Origin of the sequence: Nostoc sp. CCY 9925, assembly GCF_963920935.1 — a bacterium.
Taxonomy (GTDB): Bacteria; Cyanobacteriota; Cyanobacteriia; order Cyanobacteriales; family Nostocaceae; genus Nostoc.
In genome coordinates, this window is sequence record NZ_CAWUDO010000004.1 from 163,112 (window position 1) to 183,756 (window position 20,645).

Consider the following 20,645-nt stretch of genomic DNA (forward strand, 5'->3'; position numbering starts at 1 on the left):
CGCGAAGCGCAAGCGCGATAGGCAGGCAATAGGCAATAGTAAAAAAGACAGGTCAACGTGTACTGACTTTTTTCACACAATCAAATACTAGTACAGGTCGGCGTAAATAAACAACCTATTCAAAATCTCTGAAAACCTTACACTGTATTCATTCGGAATTTTTAATCCATGGCGGTACTAGTCTCCTATGACTATCTGTTGTTGTAATGTATGTCGATAAAATTCAATATAAATTGTTACCTGAACATTCATAAGTGCCAAAATACGCACTATAATGCTTGCTATTTTCGTTAATATTAATTTAAGCTGGTATTTCCGCAGAACCTTCTAGCATTTTTTGCCAAGTTTCTCTGGTTTGGTGAAACAAATTTCTCAAGCTACTCAAATTTGGAACAACAAAATTAATTAATATTAATTTTCTACAAAGCAGCGACTTGTCAAAGAAGTGACTTGGGATCTACCAGAACAGTAAAGTAGTTTTTGGATCGCCACAGGAAGAGATTATGGCAACACTAGATGTTTCTGAATTACAGCAGATTGAAAAGTTTCGCCATCTGCAATCAACTCTGCGCGATCGCTGGAAAACTATTGAGCTATTTGATAATAGTGAAGCTGATATTGTAGTTATTCCTTCTTTGAGTATTGACCAGCGCGAACTTCAAAAAATTGAAGGCTGCGAACATTATGAAGAAAGATTACTATTTTCCTTGATTCGGTTGCGGAATCCCCGTACTAGGCTGATTTATGTCACATCAGTACCATTACACCCTAGTATAATTGATTACTATCTACAACTTTTGCCAGGAATCCCCTTTTCTCATGCTCGCAATCGCTTGCTGCTACTTTCTACTTACGATTCCTCTCTTAAACCCCTCAGCCAAAAGATTTTAGAACGCCCCCGCTTACTAGAGCGAATTCGTCAAGCATTGAGGCTGGATAAATCATTTATGATCTGCTACAATTCCTCAGTTTTTGAAGGCGAATTATCTGTAAAATTGGGTGTACCATTGTATGCTGCTGCACCAGATTTACAAATTTGGGGGACAAAAAGTGGTAGCCGACAAATTTTTAGCGAAAGTGAAGTACCACATCCAGATGGTAGCGAAAAAGTTTGGCATCACAGCGATTTAGCAGAAGCCGCTAGTGAATTGTGGGAACGCCAACCGACATTACAAAAAATAGTAGTGAAACTCAACGAAGGTATTTCCGGAGAAGGAAATGCCCTAGTAGATTTAACACCGATTGAGAATGTCGCACCTGGTAAAAGTACTCATGCCCAAAGGGTAGCAGCAATTAGCGATCGCTTTTCAACAATGCGTTTTCAAGCAAAACAAGAAACTTGGCAAAATTTTTCGACAAGAATTCCGGAATTGGGGGCAATTGCGGAAGCATTTGTGGAAGGAGAAATTAAGCGTTCGCCCAGCGTTCAAGGACGAATTACCCCTGGTGGCGAAGTAGAAATCCTCTCCACCCACGACCAAATTCTCGGCGGCCCAGACGGTCAGATTTATCTTGGTTGTAGCTTTCCCGCTGATGAAAGGTATCGATTGCAACTACAGCAATTGGGATTGCAAGTTGGCAGAAAGCTAGCCGAGAAAGGTGCCCTAGAGCGATTTGGAGTAGATTTTATCGCAGTTGACAAGGGTAATGGAGAGTGGGATATTCAAGCGATCGAAATTAACCTGCGTAAAGGCGGCACAACTCATCCATTCATGACCTTGAAATTATTGACGAACGGTCGCTATGACCTTTCCACAGGCTTATTTTACAGCCAACAAGGTCGTCCAAAATACTACATTGCCACTGACAACCTACAAAAAGACCGCTATCGGGGATTATTACCTAATGATTTGATGGATATCATCGCTGACTACAGACTGCACTTCGACAGCGGCACTGAGACAGGCACAGTCTTTCATCTTATGGGTTGTCTTTCACAGTTTGGCAAGTTGGGATTAACCAGTATTGGTGATTCTCCCCAACAAGCACAAGATATTTATAACAAAGTCATCAAAGTTCTGGATGAAGAAACCCGCAGTCAAAATCAGGTCTTCTCTGCGTTTTCAGATTACTCCTTTCCCGTGGCTTGGAATGAGTACAGCTAAGCATAGAGACCGGGAGATTAAAGTAGGTACGGCAGCTGTAGCCATCGCCAAAAAGAGTGGTTCATGATACCGTAATTTTGTCGCCTTGCGAATAGACCTCTTGCAAAAATAGTTTTGCACTCTTGGGGGGAAAGGGAAAAGGTTAAAACGAAAGGATTGTTCTTAACCCTTTTCCCTGCTTCTGCCAGAAGTCTAATGATGGAAGAGGAAAAGAGGATAAGAGATGCCCCAAGTCGGCGCTGGCAAACTTCAGAGGAAAGACTTGTTGCAACCACTCTCTCCTTGTCCCCAATTCACCTTGTCTCCCCTTGTCTCTTTTTTCAAGAAAGGAGTTTGCTGGAATGTCCACAACACCGAGTACTCGATTGATTTTGTCAACTTTACTTCCTCATCTGAAAGTAGCAGCAGGCTACGCCCGTTTCATGCAGCCAAAAATTGCTGCACTTCCGGCTAAAGAAGAAGGAAAAAACTTTTTTGCGGCTGCACTTACTGATGCGGATGTAGCGATTCAAAATCTGGTGGAAGTAGTACTACTGGGGACTTTTCCAGAAATTCGCTTTTATGGGGAAGAGTATGAAAGTTCTAGAAACACGAAGTATTTTCGTGCTACTGAACTTGGGCTTGAAGATGATTATTTAGTCACACTCGACCCAATTGATGGCACGACATTTTACATGGATGGACATTCTAATTACCAAATTATTCTTAGTATTTTAAATGCGGATGATTTTGAGGCAGTGCTGGCAATTTCTCCTGCCCAAAATGTTTATTTTTATGCTTTGAGAGGCGAAGGAGCTTTTAAAGGAACGCTGGAAATGAATTTAGAAGCCTGCATTCCGTTAGAGATTACATCAGCCAAACCTGCTGTATTGTTAGGATGGGGAATGAATGCGATCGCACCTCTACTAAAAGATCGCTATCAAGTAATTGATATTGCCAACGATTATTCTAGTGATATTCAAATTCCCAATCTCAATGGGATTCTGACTGGTGATTTGAGTGGAGCAGTAATCAGAGCCGGTAAATTTATTGATGGTGCAGCCCTGGCTTTTTTGGCAAGAGAAGCCGGCTATCTTGTCACTACTCTCGATGGTTCAACTTTACCACCACTGGATACTTGTGAAAACTATAGCCTACCTGGATTGATCGTAGCTGCCTCAAAATCCGTTCATCAACATTTGCTGGAAGCAACGCAAAGCTTGTAGCAGGGAAGAGGGAAGAGGCAAGGGGCAAAAGGCAATTAATACTTTCCCCATTCCCCATTCCCCATTGCCTATTTATTCACTGAATTCAGTTAAAAATTCTTGAATACGGTTGACAAATTCTTCTACTTCTGAAATTAACTTAGTCGCACCTTTATGCTCCTGCTGGAGAGCTTGCTGTTCTAGTTTTTCAACAGCTAAGTACATAGCTGTGGCTCCAATGTTGCCACCGGCACCTTTAAGGTAATGAGCTTCTCGAACAATTTGTCCAAAATCATAAAGTGCGATCGCACTTTTCATAATCTCTAAACGGGGTTTAATATCTTGAACGAAGATTTGCAAGAGATTTAATTCAAATTGTGTGTCATTATCTGATACTTGATGCAGGTATTCCCAATTGATTGTTTGGTCAACTTGAGAGTTATTAGTGGGGGAAGCTGTTTGCTTACATTCAACCATCACCTGTTGTGAAAGGATTATATCTGCCCAATGTTCTAGGATAGCTGCCAATTTTTCTTTCAACACTGGCTTACTGAGATAATCGTCCATTCCAGCATTTAAACACTTTTGTTTGTCTTCTTTCATGGCATTAGCTGTCATCGCAATTACCACAGGACGACGATGACTAGCAAAAGCACTTTCTTGCCAACGATGAATTTCTTTTGTCGTTTCTAAACCATCAAGAATTGGCATGTGGCAATCCATTAAAACCAAATCATAAGGAATTTTTTCTAATAACTGTAAAACTTCTTTTCCATTAGCAACGACATCAGCTGTATAGCCCAAAGTTTGGAGTTGTTTTATGGTTACTTTTTGATTGACTAAATTATCTTCAGCTAGCAAAATTTTTAACTTTGATTTAGTAGATAAGTTAGGGGTTGGGGACTCGTAAATAGGGCAAGAATTAGCAATATTTGAAGTTTTTCTCCTTTGGAATTCTTCCCTAGCCCCTTGTTCTAGTTCCGTGTGAGTTTGTAAAATATTCATAATCATATCCAAAAGTCGGGACGCCTTAATGGGCTTGACTAAATAACCAGCAAATCCGATTTTCAAGGCTTGCTGTACTTGATTCCGTTGATTAGTTGAGATGACGATAATTAAAGGTATCTCAGCAATTGCAGAAGTGGCTTTAATTTGTTCTCCTAGTTTGATACCATCCGTTTCGGGCATTTGCAGATCAATTAAGGCAACATCATAGGGATTTCCCTGTTCACAAGCTTTCTCAATCGCTTTGAGTGCAGCAGCAGCACTGTTAGCTCGATCTATTTGCATTCCCCAACCAGTAGCTTGATGATGGATCATTTTGCAATTAGTAGAGTTATCATCGACTACTAAGGCACGGTGATTAATTAAAGATGGGCAGGATTTTAAAACAGGCTCAATTTGCTTGGCAAAAGGCACTTCAAACCAAAATTTAGATCCTTTGCCAATCTGACTTTCCACCCCAATTATTCCTCCCATTAAAGTTACCAGCTGTTTACAGATGGCTAAACCTAAACCAGTACCACCATACTTGCGAGTAGTAGAAGCATCGACTTGGGTAAATGGCATAAACAGTCTGGGCCGATCTTCAGGGCTAATACCAAGACCTGTGTCTGTAATGGCAAAGTAGATGCTAACTGTAGTGGAGGAAAGGGAACGTAATTGGGCTTCCACTACTACTTCGCCAACACTAGTAAATTTGATAGCGTTGCTAATTAAATTCATCAGAATTTGCCGCAACCTACCAGCATCTCCTTGGAGATGAATAGGGACGTTATGCTCAATCAAAGCGGCAATTTCTAATCCTTTATTATGGGCTGATGGAGCCAATAATTCCAATACTTCTTCAACACAAGTAGATAGATTAAAATTTAGAGTCTCCAGAGCCATCTCTCCAACTTCTAATTTGGAAAGATCTAAAATTTCGTTAATTAAAGTTAATAAAGCTTCTCCACTGATGCGAATCGTTTCAATAAAATCTCGCTGTTCTGGATCTAAAGGAGTATCTAAAGCTAAACTAGTCATTCCCAATACAGCATTCATGGGGGTACGAATTTCGTGACTCATATTCGCCAAAAAAGCACTTTTGGTCTGAGAAGCTAATTCAGCTTGGTAACGGGCAATTTCAATTTCTTGTCGTTGACGAGTTTCTGCTTCTAATAGTTGGGCTTGGGCTAAGGCTATACCTACTTGGTCGGCTATTTGCCGCAAAAGATGAGTTTCAAAGTTAGACCATTGATGAGAATAGTCACACTGATGAACTATGAGCAAACCGCGAAGTTCTTCTTTGACGAGAATTGGCACAACTAAATTGACTTTCACACCAAATTGTTGCATTAATTCCAGGTGTTTTTGTTCGAGTTCGAGGAGGTCTAAATTAGCTAGGCCCAAAACTCGTCCTTGACGGTACTGTTGTAAATAGTACTGTTGTAAGTATTCGGCTTGGAAGTAGGGAGCGGTGATGTTTTGCTCTTTAATTGCTGGTAAGCCAGAAACTACTGCTTCAATTACAGTGGTTGTAGACTCATCTGGGAGAAGCTGATAAATTAATACTCGGTCAGTCTGGAGGATTTTTTGGACTTCTTTAACAGTAATTTCCAGAATTTCTTCGATTTGCAAAGACTGGCGAATTTTCAGGGTGATTTCAGTAAAAAGTTGCGATCGCAAGTTTTGACGTTGTAGTTCTTCTTCAGCCTGTTTGCGCTGGATAAATTGCCCCACTTGCTCACCAATAAAATTCATCGTTTTTGCTAAGTCTTCGTCTGGTTGCTGAATTTGACGGTTAAAGCAGGTAATGACGCCAAGAATTTTGCTATCAGTACGGAGTGGAAAACCAAAAGCAGCATGTAGTCCTACTTGAGCCGCGATTTTGAAGTTAGGGAAATTCAGATCTTTAACGACATCAGCAATCCAAACAGGCTCGGAACTCGCCCAAATACGGCCAGGTAGTCCGACTCCTGGAGCAAAAGTTGTTTCCCGCTTCCAGGCTATAAAGTCTTGTAGCTCAAGGGATGGTTTGTGCCAAATATCAAAAAAACGCAGCACATTTGCTTGCTGATCTACCATCCAGATTTCGCCCAAATCCCATCCTAAACTTTCACAGATTCCTTGAAGAATTTGCGGCATTGCTTCGTTGATTGTAGTCGAATTTGCTAAAACATGGGTTGCAGCGTATTGTGCAGTCAGATGTTGTTGAGTTCGTTTGCGCTCGGTAATATCAATACCTGTACCAACAACGTATTCTACAGAACCGTCATAGTTTTTTAAGATAGTATTCGACCAGGCAATTAGTCTGCGACTGCCATCTTTCATTACCCAATAATTTTCGTGTTCCTGGAAACTCTTACCAGCTCCCAATTGTTCAAAAACTGCTTTGACTGACTCCACTTCTTCGGGGAGTAGAAACAAGTTCCAGAAATACCTACCTCTTACCTCGTCAAAGGAATAACCTGTTATTTGCTCACAAGCTTGATTAAAACGAACGATTTGCCCTTGGGAGTTGGCAACTACTACTAAAGCGCTAGCTGTATCAAGGACTGCTGTGATAAAGTTGCGTTCTTGGTTTAAGATTTCTTCTGTGCGTTTGCGTTCACTAACCTCACGATAGATTAAATAGTAGACTACAGCCAGCACGAAAAAACTGAGACAAATGGCGATCGCAATTGTCACAGTGGTTTGCCGAGTCCAAGCTTTTGTTGCTCGTGATAATTGCTGACGCCGCCCTTTTTCTTGGTTCTCTATCTCATGAATCGCTTTATGGATATCATTCATGAGATTTTGACCATCATTTGTTACTAATCCCTGCAACGCCGCCTCTAATCCCTGATTCTGGCGCAAGTTGATAGTTTCTTTTAATTGAGTAAGTTTAGCTGCAATTAGAGATTCAAGTATTACGATCTGCTTTTGTTCCTTTGGTTGATCTGCGGTTAAATTCTTCAGTTTTGTAATTTCGCCATCGACGTTAGTAAGTGCTACTTGATACGCTTTTAAATAAACTTCTTTTTCAGTCAAAATGTAACCACGTTGTCCAGTCTCAGCATCTTTTGTATCCGACAGCAGTTTTTCTAAGCTGTTGATTTTTTTATTAATATTTTTTATGATGTTGCGGTTATTAGTAGATACCTTTGTATTTTGATAAGAAACTGCGCCAATCACAACTAAAATTACCGATGCCAAAACAAAGCCCGCCGCAATTCTTTTGAAAAATTGCTTGTGTAGTTTCTTTGGTTGTTTACCTTTATTACTCACAAGCACTAGACTCGCTAAATTACGACGCAATTCCAGTTGTTTGATTACTTGGCGGCCCAAAGTTCGTAATGCTTCTATCTGATCTGAAGTAAGTTTCCGTGGTACGTAGTCAATCACACAGAGTGTTCCTAGTGCGTATCCCTCAGCATTAGTTAGGGGTACACCAGCATAAAACCGAATTTTTGGGTTAGAAGTGACCAGTGGATTTGCGGCGAACCGTTCATCATTTGTGGCATCAGGCACAACAAGAACATCAGGTTGTAGAATCGCATGGGCACAAAACGCTTGGTCTCGATGTGTTTCCGAGATATGCAAACCCACCTTGGCTTTGAACCACTGGCGGTTTGTATCGATTAAGCTAATTAAGGCAATTGGAGTCTGACAAATATACGAGGCTAAATGAGTGAGATCGTCAAAGGCAGCTTCAGGTAGCGTATCGAGGATTTTATACTGCAAAAGCGTCTCGATTCTCTGTGCTTCGTTATCAGGTAATGGTGCTTTCATCCTTAAGCCTTATCTAGGGGGGATTGGGCATTTCGCATTGGGCATTAGGTACAAGAGGCGGAAGGGCGGAGGGGCAAAGGAGCAGGGGGCAAGGGGCAAACAGGAGGTGTGGGAGGTGTGGGAGGATTGGGAAGAAATCTTTCCCCCCACACTCCCCACACTCCCCCATCCCCCCACACTCCCCACACTCCCCATCTCCTCTGCCCCCCATCCTCTTCACCATGCCCAATTCGATCAATAAACTTACTTTAATTAATGACAATACTTGAGTTAAAACCGTTAGCGTAATTTCACTGAGTTCAACCTTAGAGAAAAGTTGGTCAAATGATTAAGTCGCTGTTGTATTTTTTATGGGCTGGTTTATTTGAAATCACTGGTGGCTACTTAATTTGGTTATGGTTGCGTGAAGCTAAGCCTTTGTGGTGGGGGATATTGGGCGGAATTGCTTTAGCTATCTATGGGGTTATTGCAACTTTGCAGCCAGCAAATTTTGGTAGAGTGTATGCGGCTTATGGCGGCGTGTTTATTGCAATGGCAATGCTTTGGGGTTGGAAGATAGACGGGGTAACTCCAGACCGCTACGACCTAATTGGAGCTTGTTTGGCTTTGGTAGCTGTATTAATTATTATGTTTGTGCCCCGTACTTAAGTAATATTACTAAATTATTGCTCACTAGAAAAGGATAAGGGGATAAAGGGAGAACTTGCAACAAGTGTTTCTCTTCTCCTCTTCCTTCACCCATAATTTTTATGATGATTCATTTTTAAAAGATAATAACCCAGGCAAAATTGCAAAGATTTTTTAGTAACTACCCACTTGCAAGCAACTATACGGCTATGTCATGGAAAAATCGAATCATGCTGTATTTGTGCAAATTCTAGGACAAAACTGGACAAACTTTTCCAGGCTTCCAAATTCTTGAAATTACGATTTAAATCTCATAAACTCACCTCAATGATTATACTTTTGTTAATATTTCAAAAAAAGCAAAGTAGAGTAGCTTGCAAGACAAAAAATCGTATCAAACCGTACTGAAAATATATTAATCTAATACAAATTTGTTGGTGCTTAGGGACAAAATAGTGTTGAAGAAAGTTGTCATGATTGGGGCTATGACCCTGGTAATTTTGGCACAACCGTTGATGGGCAATGCTTTTGCCCAAACATCAGCGGGCAGTCCACCTGCGGCCGATACTGGAGATACAGCATTTATGCTGATTTCGGCAGCACTAGTGCTGCTAATGACACCAGGATTGGCATTCTTTTATGGTGGATTTGTACGATCGCGCAATGTCCTAAATACATTGATGATGAGCTTTATGCTAATGGCGATCGTGGGAGTTACCTGGATTCTCTGGGGTTATAGTCTTGCCTTTGCGCCAGGTTTGCCGTTCATCGGTGGATTGCAGTGGTTGGGTTTGAATGGTGTCGGTTTAGAGACAACCGATTATCTCAAAGGCTCAAATCCTGCGGAATTAGTTTCTTATGCAGCGACGATTCCCCACCAGGCATTCATGATTTATCAAGCCATGTTTGCCATTATCACCCCAGCCTTAATTTCTGGGGCGATCGCTGAACGGATGAGTTTCCGCGCCTATTCATTGTTTGTGTTACTGTGGTCAACCTTTATTTACGCTCCCCTGGCACACATGGTCTGGGCCAAAGGTGGATTTTTAGGTTTGGCTGGTGGTTTGGGTGCCCTGGACTTTGCAGGTGGTACAGTAGTTCACATTAGTTCCGGCGTTTCTGCTTTAGTAGCAGCGATCGTCCTTGGGCCTCGGAAAACCCATCCTGACCGCCTTAGCCCGCCACATAACGTTCCGTTCATTTTACTGGGTGCTGGCTTGCTGTGGTTTGGCTGGTTCGGCTTCAACGCTGGAAGTGCCCTATCCGTTGGTAGCGGAACTTCAGGTGCCTTAATCACAAATCTGGCAACAACAGCCTTTGTTGCTACTAATACAGCTGCGGCGGCGGCAGCTTTAATGTGGCTAATTTTGGAATCATTTTTACGTGGTAAACCAACTGCCGTGGGAGCCGCTACAGGAGCCGTTGCTGGTTTGGTGGGTATCACTCCTGCTGCGGGATTTGTTACACCGCTATCAGCGATTTTAATTGGTTTCATCACCGCCTTTGTTTGCTTCTATGCCATTAGTTTCAAACACAAGCTACAAGTTGATGATGCCCTAGATACCTATCCCGTGCATGGCGTTGGTGGTACTGTGGGGGCGATTTTAACAGCAATCTTTGCTACCACTCAAGTCAACGGAGGCGGTAAAGACGGAGTGCTACGCGGTAATTTTGGTGAATTGGGAGTCGAACTAGTAGCAATTGTCGTTGCCTATGTAATAGCAGCAGCTGGTACCTGGATTATTCTCAAAATTATCGATGCTACAGTCGGGCTGCGAGTCAAAGAGGAAGCAGAATTGCAAGGTTTGGATATCAACGAACACGGCGAAGAAGGTTATAATTCCGAGTTTGGTGGCGATCGCCCCATTCAGTAATGAGTGGGGAGTGGGGAGACGCGGGGACGCGGGGACGCGGAGAATAACTAAATGCCTGACGCTCAATGCCCAATGCCCCATTCCCTATTTTCATAGAGTGTGATTTTTGAGTGCTAGCGTTAAAATCTGATTCAAAATAATTGGTAAATTTCGCTAGTCGTGTCTACTTCTGCAAAAACCTTTCCCATCTGGGCATTTTTCTCGCTGTTAACCAACGGCGTACTATTGTTGGCGGTCATTCTGCTAATTTGGCAACAGCAGAAATTGACCGCTTTTTTTGGGGGAATCATAACATCCCCAGAGCAAATTAACGTGAACAACTCAGGTCCAGTTGCTATACCTGCTATACCTGATTTAGGTCGCCGCCACCAACTAAGTTACCAACAGTGGGTAGATATCCTCAAACAAGAAGCTAAGGTAGCTGCTGACAGGCGTCCTGTGCACTTAACCATACTGGCGGGAGATTCTCTAAGTTTGTGGTTTCCGACTGAGTTATTACCCGGAGGTAAAAATTGGCTCAATCAAGGAATTTCCGGCGAAACCAGCAAGGGTCTTTTGAAAAGATTGAATATATTTGACCGCACCCAGCCAGAGGTGATTTTTGTGATGATTGGGATTAATGACCTAATTCGGGGGATCGACGACAAGGTGATTTTAGATAATCACCAGCAAATTATGAGTTACCTGCGAAGAGTGCATCCTACAGCCGAAATTGTTGTGCAGTCAATTTTGCCGCATGGTGGAGAAGAAGCAACTTGGCAAGGACGAGATAAACTTCTGGCTATTACCAATAATCGTATTCGCCGATTAAATGAGCAGCTGCAAAGCATATCTGCAAAAAAAGGTGTAAAATTTCTCAATTTATATCCCCTATTTACCAACACTCAAGGTAATCTCCGTCAAGAATTTACTACTGATGGCTTACACTTAAATCGTGAAGGCTATATAGTTTGGCGTTCTGCATTGCAGATTTATAGCGATATCGAATTAAAACCTGAAATTCAACGTGTTTCAGGCAGGGATAAGAAGTAATATCTTTGAATACAAGTCTGTATAAATCGCGTCTGGGCGCGAGAGAATAAAAAATAGTGGTTTAAGTAGACAAATCTCATGGATACAAAAGCTTTTAAGCGGACGCTCCAACACTCCGAAAATTACAATCGCAAGGGGTTTGGTCACCAAGCAGAAGTTACCAGCCAGTTGCAATCTGAGTATCAAAGTAACTTGATTCAGGAAATTCGCGATCGCAATTACACCCTGCAACGAGGTAACGTCACCATCCGACTAGCACAAGCCTTTGGCTTTTGTTGGGGTGTCGAACGTGCTGTGGCTATGGCCTATGAAACCCGTCAACACTTCCCCACAGAAAGCATCTGGATTACTAACGAGATTATTCACAACCCTTCTGTCAATCAGCGGATGCAGGAGATGGAAGTAAAATTTATCCCAGTAGAAGCAAACCAAAAAGACTTTTCTATTGTTGATACTGGTGATGTTGTCATCTTGCCTGCTTTTGGCGCTAGCGTTCAAGAAATGCAGATACTTCACGAGAAAGGCTGCAAAATTGTCGATACAACTTGTCCTTGGGTATCTAAAGTTTGGAATACAGTAGAAAAGCACAAAAAAGTTGATTATACTTCAATTATTCATGGTAAATATAAACACGAAGAAACAGTTGCAACGAGTTCCTTCGCTGGCAAGTATTTAATTGTCTTGAATTTGTCAGAAGCAGAATATGTTTCTAACTATATTATTAACGGTGGAAACCGTGAAGAATTTTTGAAAAAATTTGCCAAAGCTTGTTCGCCAGGATTTGACCCCGATCGCGATTTAGAAAGAGTTGGTATTGCCAACCAAACTACCATGCTTAAAGGCGAAACTGAGCAAATAGGCAAGCTTTTTGAGCGTACTATGTTGCAAAAGTATGGCCCTACCGAATTAAATCAGCATTTCCAAAGCTTCAACACTATTTGTGACGCTACCCAAGAACGGCAGGATGCAATGCTGGAGTTAGTGGAAGATAATTTAGATTTAATGGTAGTAATTGGTGGGTTTAATTCCTCAAATACTACGCAATTGCAACAAATTGCTTTTGAGAGAGGAATTCCTTCTTATCACATTGATAGTGTCGAACGTATTCAATCAATAAATTCGATTGAACATCGGCAATTAAATGGACAATTAATTATTACAGAAAACTGGCTGCCAGATGGAGAAATTGTTGTCGGAATTACTTCCGGTGCATCCACGCCAGATAAAGTAGTAGAAGATATAATTGAAAGAATTTTCGCTTTGAAATCAACAGCAACACTAGTGTAAAAGGAACTGGACAATCGGGAACGGGGTGCTGAGTTAAGAGTTAGGAGTTAGGAGTTAAAAGTTATTCTCCCCATCTCCCTCATCTTTCCCAGTCCCTAATCCCCAGTCCTCAATCCCTTTTTCGGAGGCACTTTTTGAGCTAGAAGGGTGCTCCTCCTGTATCTTAAAAGTAGTAAGATTAAAATCAAAATATATGGATAGTAGAGAATTAGCCCAATATATCGAAGCAACGAATAGCATCAGTAAACCTTGGCTATTGGTTCAACTGCGCCTCAAAAAACTGCAAGAGCGTCGAGCTACGCTGACAGACGATGTTTATAGCAAAGAATTAGAAGATATTTACCAAGACTTGATGAATTTGGGGGAATGGTGGCGCGGCATTGAAGATGAGGTATTTTAAAGTTAGGAGAGACGCGATTAATCCCGTCTGTACAGGAGTTTTTGTAATTTCTGATTTCTAACTGAAATTAATAAGGGTGTAGTAGGGAATGGATTATCGGGATGCAGGAGTTGATGTTGAGGCTGGTCGAGGCTTTGTAAATCAAATTCGTAACTTGGTGCACAGTACTTTCAGACCGGAAGTAATTGGTGGATTAGGTGGCTTCGGTGGCTGCTTTCAACTACCAAGCGGTTTTAAAGAACCAGTTTTGGTTTCTGGGACAGATGGTGTTGGTACAAAGCTGAAAATCGCTCACATGCTCAACCGCCATGATACTGTTGGCATCGATTTGGTGGCGATGTGTGTTAATGATGTGTTGACATCTGGTGCAGAACCGCTGTTTTTTTTAGATTATGTAGCAACTGGAAAGTTGGACAAAGAGCAATTAACTGATGTGGTTGCGGGTATCACTTCTGGATGTAAGCAAGCTGGTTGCGCTTTATTGGGAGGAGAAACGGCAGAAATGCCAGGTTTCTACCAGGTGGGTGAGTATGATTTGGCTGGGTTTTGTGTGGGAATTGTCGAAAAAAGTCAGATGTTGGACGGTTCTCTAGTAAAAGTAGGAGATGTAGCGATCGCCCTCCCCAGCACTGGCGTACACAGTAATGGTTTTAGTTTAGTACGAAAGATTGTTAGCGATGGCAACTTTGCTTGGAGCGATACTCCAGAATTGTTAGGTGGCGAAACTATCGGCGAAACTTTCCTTAAACCCACGCGCATTTATGTCAAATCGGTTTTAGCAGCACTAAAAGCAGGTTTGTCAATTCATGGTATGGCTCACATCACAGGTGGCGGTTTGCCAGAAAATTTGCCTAGATGTTTGGGAAAAGGTCAAGCGATTAAAATTGACAACAGTAGTTGGAATATTCCCCCTGTTTTTCAGTGGCTAGCTGAAGCAGGAGAAGTTAGTCCCCAAGCTATGTACAATACATTCAACATGGGAATTGGATTTGTATTGCTGGTGTCACCTCATGAAGTTGAGCAGACAATTAACCATTTTCAGTCACATGAAATTCCAGCTTTGGCCATCGGTGAAGTCATTACCGGTTCAGGAGACTTAGTGGGATTACCATTGTAATAGGTATTTTTTATACATAATATAAAGCTTGCTTTTAGCTTAGTAGAGTAACTTTCTCTGCTAAAGATTGACTGTATAAGTTACTTAGTACAGCTTGTATGGGCATATGATTAAATTTAATATGCAATATTTATTACTACTTAATTTTCGAGGTAATTCAAATCATCCATGACTACTGCCGTTGAGATTTGCTAACGTAGTCTTAACATATCGAAAAATTTGCTAATAAAGCTGAGAAATTAGCTGTCAACACTAATTTACAGTCCTGAGTATTTCTCATCTGTAGGTGTGGCGTTTTAGTGTGTTAGGAATATATATTTTTGTTTAGAGGGGGTTATGGTTATAAATTTGGCCCGCACTACTGCTTCAGTGGAACTGTTAAAGCAGGTATTCCAGAACGTTGATGCACATAGTTGTCCCCGGCTGTTCAACTTTCATATGCACACTGTCCATTCCGATGGGAGGTTGCAACCGAGTGGATTGATGGAACAGGCGATCGCTATTGGGCTAAAAGGGTTAGCGATTACCGATCATCATGGTATTGGCGGCTATCAAGCAGCACAAGCTTGGTTAGAGGATTGGAAGTGGAATAATCCTGGTGCAAGCACTCCTATATTGTGGAGTGGTGTGGAAATCAATGCCAACCTTTTAGACATAGAAGTTCACATTTTGGGTTACGCTTTCGAGCTAGAACATCCCAGTATCAAACCCTATTTGCAAAGAAGAGCAACTACAGGTAAAGAATATCAAGCAAGTAATGTGATTGCTGCTATTCATGAAGCTGGGGGATTGGCAGTTTTAGCTCATCCTGCGCGTTACAAGCGATCGCATTTTGATTTAATTCCAGCTGCGGCCGAAAAGGGTATCGATGGCGTGGAAGCTTTCTATGCCTACAATAATCCCAATCCCTGGAAACCCAGCCCTTTGGAATCAGAGCAAGTGCAAAAGTTGGCTGATGAATATCTTCTTTTCAATACCTGTGGTACTGATACTCATGGATTGAATTTGCTACAACGTTTGTAGGGATGAACTCATGCTTGGAAACTACCCACACTGAACTGACGGTAAAGTGTGGGCTTTCAACTTTAGTGAGGAATGCCACATCTCGGACTATAATAGCGCACTCAGTACATTGCTCGTAAAGGTGCTGAAGATTATTAAGACTGAAAAATTCTTTTAAACCTCTAATCAACTTGAGAAATTAGCCTCACTTTTGCTCTGTTTCATCCTTGCTCATTAAAGTGAGAATTTCCATAGTAGGTTGTGCATCTTGCCATCTGACAAACAAATGATCGTGATAATAGGCGGCAACCAAATTACAACTTATACCAGCTATTGCTAACTTGTGAGAGATAGCCGCTGTCAAACCGACTGCCTCTAGTGACGAATGAATAGTCAATATAATCCATGCTGCTACGAAGGAATAAGGAATCGAAAGCCTATCCGCTTCCTGTTTTGTAATAATTAATGTCGTACCTTCTACTTCTCGAAATACGCAAACTGGTTCTATATCTGTTGGAACTCGATCTATAGGCACAGTGCAAAACACATATTCACCAGCTTGTAATTGAGGTTTCATCCCTTTTATCAAAGTTGACAGTTCTGTCTCTCCACTCATTTTTGTAAGCCTAATTCCTGAAAAGATTGACCTGACTATAGGACTCATATTTGATTTTTGAAAAAAACTCACTACACTTAATCTTCTAGAATCCTCTTGCCTATTGCCTATTTATTGTCTACCTATCGCGCTTGCACTGCGCTTCTCTACGAGACGCTTCTCTAGGAGAGGCTTTGCCAACGCGAACGCGCACCACACAATTAATTTTAGGAATCAAGCCGGATTCCTATATAACTGAGTAAGTAATACATAATGAAGTGTTATACTATTACTGTAATCGTAAAGCGTAATGATAAAACTCTTCATCCTTGATATATCCTTGCGATTTATAAAGTTTTTGAGCATTTATATTAGAAATATGAGTAGCTAATATTACTCGAACCGCTCCACTAACTTTTGCATATTCTTGTGCAGCATTCATCAATAATGTTGCAACTCTCTTCTGGCGATGCGACTCTTTCACATACAAATCGTTCAATATCCAGACTCGCTTCATGGACACTGAAGAAAAGCTGGGATAAAGCTGAGTAAACCCAATTATTTCTCCATTATCATTAGCTGCAAACACTACTGAATCATTATTCTTAAAACGCTCTTGGATAAATTCTTTGGCAGCTTCAATATCTGATGTCTGATTATAAAAAACGCGGTATCTATCAAACAGTATCGATAGACTTTCAAGATGATTGATATTAGCTAAAAAAACTTCCATATGGCTTTCTCTCCCCTGCCCGTGTGCGAATTTTCATTGAATCTGAATTCAGATTAGCTCAAAGAGCGTTCTTAAACCGATTCATTCGCAGGGGGTGGTGTAATGCCAGTGCGGCGCGTCGCTTTTCAAGACAATATGTTCTTGCTTCAATTCCTATTTTTAAGTATGATGTGCTACTCAGTATGGTCTAAACGCCCCTTAAAGCTAACAGGACTACTGAAAAAGAGTGCTAGCCTTGGCTCAACTGTATTAGGGATGTAGGGGTGAAGAGGTTTTTATGCCCTGTTTGCTTCCCAAATCAGGGCTTGCGTTTGCACATTGTTTGTGAAATACTACTTTTAAAATACGGTAAATCGGTAAAGATTAAGTATTTTATTGGATTTACCATAAAAGATCCCTACCTCAAAGCGATTGAAAGCTAATCTCAAACGATGACAAACAGAGAAATTCGCACTAGTCAGGTTAAAGTCCCCAACGGTGATTTACAAATTGACGCTTACTTAGCGGAACCGATACAAAAAGGAACTTTCCCAGCGGTGATTGTGATTCAGGAAATCTTTGGGGTAAACATACACATTCGGGAAGTCGCCGAAAAATTTGCCAAACAGGGGTATGTAGCGATCGCTCCGACTTTGTTTCAACGCACTGCTCCCGGTTTCGAGGCTGGATACAATCCTGAAGATATTCAACAAGGGAGACAATATAAGGAGCAAACTAAAGCAGACGAAATATTGAGTGATATTCAGGCAGCGATCGCTTATTTGAGAACTCTACCAAATGTGCAAGCAGATGCGATTGGTTCCATTGGTTTCTGCTTTGGTGGTCACGTCGTTTACTTAGCTGCCACATTACCAGATATTAAAGTTACAGCTTCTTTTTATGGTGGTGGGATTACAAACTCAACTCCCGGCGGTGGAGAACCAACCATCACACGTACTCCCGATATAAAAAATCCCATCTATGCATTCTTTGGTCTGGAAGATCAAGGAATTCCCTTAGAACACACACAAGAGATTGAAGCTGAATTAAAGAAATATCAGATTCCCCATGCAATCTTCCGCTACGAGGGAGCAGGACATGGCTTTTTCTGCAACCATCGCGCTAGCTATAATCCCGAAGCTGCTGCTGATGCTTGGAAAAACGTTGTAGAACTGTTCCAAAAGAATCTTCAGCTGCAAACTGTCTAAATCTTTGTGTTAGTAGAGCGGCACAGATGTGCATACGTGTCAACTTCAGATCAAACACTCAATCTCCCGTCGTTTTATATCCCCCAACCCTCTTAAAAAGGGGCATTCGATTCTAGTTCCCCCTTTTTAAGAGGGGTTAGGGAGATCGAAAATCTAGGTAGTAGATGGAAGAATTTTGAAATGCTTATCAGACTTCGCTTTTACGTTAAGTTGACACCAATAACAGCTGTGCGCCCATACAAATGAACATACCAAATAAAAATCAAGCACTACATCATGATTACCGCCTTCAAAAAGCCACGAGTTAAAATTTTTCAACAGCTTTCATTATTAGTATTACCTGGATTATTAACAATCTCAGCAACCTTAGTTAGTTGCTCAGTCGAAACCCCAAAAGCAGAAAATAAGACTACTGGTTTTCAAACTAAAATTGTTCGCATGGGATATCAAAGTTCTGGGGATATTGTCAGACTCAGAGGACTGCTTGAAAAGCGTCTACAACCTTTAGGTGTTTCCGTTGAATGGGCGCAATTTGCGGCTGGTCCACAACTGATGGAGGCGATGAATGTGGGTAGAGTTGATATTGGTTCTGTAGGCGAAACTCCCCCAATATTTGCTCAAGCTGCTGGTACATCTTTAGTTTATGTTGCTAGTAACCAACCCAGCACTGGGAAAGGAAGTGGCATTGTAGTTCAAAATAATTCACCGATTCGGACTTTAGCTGACCTCAAAGGGAAAAAAATAGTTTTTCAAAAAGGTTCTGCTTCCCATTATTTATTAATAAAAGCCTTAGAAGAAGGCGGTTTGAAATATAGCGATATTCAAGCCTTGAGTCTACCTCCCTCGGAAGCTCGTGATGCCTTTATTCAAGGAAAAATTGACGCCTGGGTAACTTGGGACCCTTATTTAGCAGTGGCAGAAAAAAAGGTAAATGCCCGTGTTTTGAGAGATGCTAGCGGCATTTCTACTCAAGGAGGATATTATATGTCGGCGCGAAAATTTGCTACTGAAAATCCCAAATTAGTACGATTAATCCTTGAGGAGATAGATAACACAGGTCAATGGGCTGACAAAAATCGAGCGGAAGCTGTAAAACTTATTGCTCCTCATCTGAAAATAGATCGAGATATTTTAACAACAATGGTTGGAAGGCGAAATTACGGTTTAAGACCAATTACTCCACAAATCATGGAGAATCAACAGAAGATTGCTGATTTATTTGCTAAGGAAAAAATAATTCCTAAACCTATAAATATTCAGGAAGCGATGTTGAGTACTGAACAATATGCAGCTATCACACCAGAAACTATTAGTCAAAGCACCATTAGATAGTATAGGGACTTGGGATTGGGTATTGGAAACTGGGAAAGAAATATTTCCAAAAATTGGTGTTTATTTTGATTTTTGGGTTGATGCGATTTAAATTTGGAACAGAGTGATTATGGAAGTTTTTTGGTATTTGCCTACACAGGGAGATGAGCGTTATTTAGGCACTACAATTGGCAGGCGTCCAGCAACTTATTCTTATATGCAGCAAATCGCCCAAGCTGTTGATAAATTGGGTTATGGTGGCATGTTAATTGGTACTGGACAAAAACAGGATACATGGATTGTAGCTAGTTCTCTGATTTCAGTTACCGAACGTTTGCGATTTCTTGTAGCTTTTCGTCCGGCAATTATGTCGCCTTCTTTAGCAGTGAGGATGGCTGCTACTTTTGACCAGATTTCTAATGGTCGAATTATTCTAAATGTGGTGACTGGTGGCGATACAAAAGAACTAGCTAAAGATGGAATTTTTCTAGCTCATGACCAGCGTTATGAACTGACTGATGAGTTTTTAACAATTTGGCGATCGCTCATGCAAGGTGAAGAAGTAACTTTCAATGGTCGTCATCTGAAAGTTGAAGGTGCAAAACTGCAATTTCCTCCCGTACAAAAGCCTTATCCGACTTTATATTTTGGTGGTTCTTCTGATGCTGCTCTCCAAGTTGCTGCTAAACATATTGATGTGTATTTAAGTTGGGGTGAACCACCAGAGCAAGTTGCCCAAAAGATTGCCAAGGTACGGCGATTAGCAGCAGAACAAGGTCGAACGGTACGTTTTGGAATTCGGATGCACGTTATAGTCCGGGAAACTACGCAACAAGCTTGGGATGCAGCTAACGAATTGATTCAGTATGTGGATGATGAAGCGATCGCTGCTGCATATCGGCGGTTTGCTCAATCGGAATCAGAAGGACAACGCCGCATGGCACAACTGCATAATGGCGATCGCCAAAACTTAGAAATTAGCCCGAATTTATGGGCAGGTGTTGGCTTAGTGCGTGGAGGTGCTGGAACTGCGTTGGTAGGAGATGCAGATACAGTTGCAGCGCGAATGCTGGAATATACTGATTTAGGCATTGATACCTTTGTTTTTTCCGGCTATCCCCATCTGGAAGAAGCCTATCGAGTTGCAGAATTACTATTTCCCCGCTTACCAATGCAAACGCCAGCGAGCGCATTACCGCAACAAGTTGCAAGTACATTTAGTGAATTCGTTACCAAAACAGATTTACTCAAACCACAGCCTGTGTAAACTAGATTGGTAGGTTGGATTTAGGAATGTAGCAAGATACCGTAGGGTAACCTAACATTTATGTTGCTTTGTTGGCTTATCCTACGGGAATGCTAGAGAGCGATCGCCTAACTTCTGATAAACCCAAGTTTGCAGCAAAAAGGCTCAAGCATTCTTGCCTGAGCCATAATTA

Annotated in this window: 15 protein-coding genes; 12 read left to right on the forward strand and 3 right to left on the reverse strand. The window is 41.5% G+C overall.

Annotated features, from left to right (window positions below; translation table 11 throughout):
• Nucleotides 1–503 precede the first annotated feature (503 nt).
• Both ACM0OY_RS03765 and ACM0OY_RS03770 read left to right on the forward strand, forming a co-directional pair.
• On the forward strand, nt 504–2,105 hold the full coding sequence (locus ACM0OY_RS03765) for a peptide ligase PGM1-related protein (protein ID WP_414567546.1): 1,602 nt from the start codon (nt 504–506) through the stop codon (nt 2,103–2,105).
• Between the two features lie 341 nt (nt 2,106–2,446).
• Entirely contained in the window at nt 2,447–3,310 is an 864-nt protein-coding gene (locus ACM0OY_RS03770; RefSeq protein ID WP_414567547.1) for an inositol monophosphatase family protein, read from the forward strand.
• 72 nt (nt 3,311–3,382) lie between these two features.
• On the opposite strand, the gene ACM0OY_RS03775 is transcribed toward ACM0OY_RS03770, so the two are convergent.
• Nucleotides 3,383–8,041: a GAF domain-containing protein gene (locus ACM0OY_RS03775; RefSeq protein WP_414567548.1), complete on the reverse strand. Its 4,659-nt coding sequence runs from the start codon at nt 8,039–8,041 to the stop codon at nt 3,383–3,385.
• A gap of 324 nt (nt 8,042–8,365) precedes the next feature.
• Here ACM0OY_RS03775 and ACM0OY_RS03780 point away from each other — a divergent pair, with 324 nt between their 5' ends.
• The 7 genes from ACM0OY_RS03780 (at nt 8,366) to ACM0OY_RS03810 (ending at nt 15,401) form a co-directional block, all read left to right on the forward strand.
• Nucleotides 8,366–8,689: a YnfA family protein gene (locus ACM0OY_RS03780; protein WP_414567549.1), complete on the forward strand. Its 324-nt coding sequence runs from the start codon at nt 8,366–8,368 to the stop codon at nt 8,687–8,689.
• Between the two features lie 452 nt (nt 8,690–9,141).
• Nucleotides 9,142–10,542, forward strand: a complete 1,401-nt coding sequence (locus ACM0OY_RS03785) for an ammonium transporter (RefSeq protein ID WP_414567581.1) — start codon at nt 9,142–9,144, stop codon at nt 10,540–10,542.
• A gap of 159 nt (nt 10,543–10,701) precedes the next feature.
• The gene (locus ACM0OY_RS03790; protein WP_414567550.1) at nt 10,702–11,574 is read left to right on the forward strand and encodes an SGNH/GDSL hydrolase family protein; all 873 of its coding nucleotides are present in this window, start codon (nt 10,702–10,704) and stop codon (nt 11,572–11,574) included.
• Between the two features lie 78 nt (nt 11,575–11,652).
• Nucleotides 11,653–12,861: a 4-hydroxy-3-methylbut-2-enyl diphosphate reductase gene (locus ACM0OY_RS03795; RefSeq protein ID WP_414567551.1), complete on the forward strand. Its 1,209-nt coding sequence runs from the start codon at nt 11,653–11,655 to the stop codon at nt 12,859–12,861.
• A 193-nt stretch (nt 12,862–13,054) separates the two neighbouring features.
• The gene (locus tag ACM0OY_RS03800; RefSeq protein ID WP_414567552.1) at nt 13,055–13,261 is read left to right on the forward strand and encodes a hypothetical protein; all 207 of its coding nucleotides are present in this window, start codon (nt 13,055–13,057) and stop codon (nt 13,259–13,261) included.
• An 88-nt stretch (nt 13,262–13,349) separates the two neighbouring features.
• A complete protein-coding gene (purM, locus tag ACM0OY_RS03805) occupies nt 13,350–14,378 on the forward strand; it encodes a phosphoribosylformylglycinamidine cyclo-ligase (protein WP_414567553.1) in 1,029 nt (342 codons plus the stop codon).
• A gap of 336 nt (nt 14,379–14,714) precedes the next feature.
• Nucleotides 14,715–15,401, forward strand: coding sequence for a PHP domain-containing protein (locus ACM0OY_RS03810; protein ID WP_414567554.1), 687 nt, complete (start codon nt 14,715–14,717; stop codon nt 15,399–15,401).
• Nucleotides 15,402–15,585: 184 nt separating this feature from the next.
• On the opposite strand, the gene ACM0OY_RS03815 is transcribed toward ACM0OY_RS03810, so the two are convergent.
• Both ACM0OY_RS03815 and ACM0OY_RS03820 read right to left on the reverse strand, forming a co-directional pair.
• Nucleotides 15,586–16,044, reverse strand: a complete 459-nt coding sequence (locus ACM0OY_RS03815; RefSeq protein ID WP_414567555.1) for an ACT domain-containing protein — start codon at nt 16,042–16,044, stop codon at nt 15,586–15,588.
• Nucleotides 16,045–16,264: 220 nt separating this feature from the next.
• Nucleotides 16,265–16,708 carry a GNAT family N-acetyltransferase gene (locus ACM0OY_RS03820; RefSeq protein WP_414567556.1) on the reverse strand — a complete coding sequence of 148 codons (444 nt, stop codon included), beginning with the start codon at nt 16,706–16,708 and terminating at the stop codon, nt 16,265–16,267.
• Between the two features lie 431 nt (nt 16,709–17,139).
• Between ACM0OY_RS03820 and ACM0OY_RS03825 the strand changes: the two genes are divergently transcribed.
• From ACM0OY_RS03825 to ssuD, 3 genes are all read left to right on the forward strand, one after another.
• Nucleotides 17,140–17,895, forward strand: a complete 756-nt coding sequence (locus ACM0OY_RS03825; protein WP_414567557.1) for a dienelactone hydrolase family protein — start codon at nt 17,140–17,142, stop codon at nt 17,893–17,895.
• Nucleotides 17,896–18,171: 276 nt separating this feature from the next.
• The gene (locus ACM0OY_RS03830; RefSeq protein WP_414567558.1) at nt 18,172–19,227 is read left to right on the forward strand and encodes a sulfonate ABC transporter substrate-binding protein; all 1,056 of its coding nucleotides are present in this window, start codon (nt 18,172–18,174) and stop codon (nt 19,225–19,227) included.
• Nucleotides 19,228–19,336: 109 nt separating this feature from the next.
• Nucleotides 19,337–20,473 carry an FMNH2-dependent alkanesulfonate monooxygenase gene (ssuD, locus tag ACM0OY_RS03835; RefSeq protein WP_414567559.1) on the forward strand — a complete coding sequence of 379 codons (1,137 nt, stop codon included), beginning with the start codon at nt 19,337–19,339 and terminating at the stop codon, nt 20,471–20,473.
• Nucleotides 20,474–20,645: the final 172 nt, after the last annotated feature.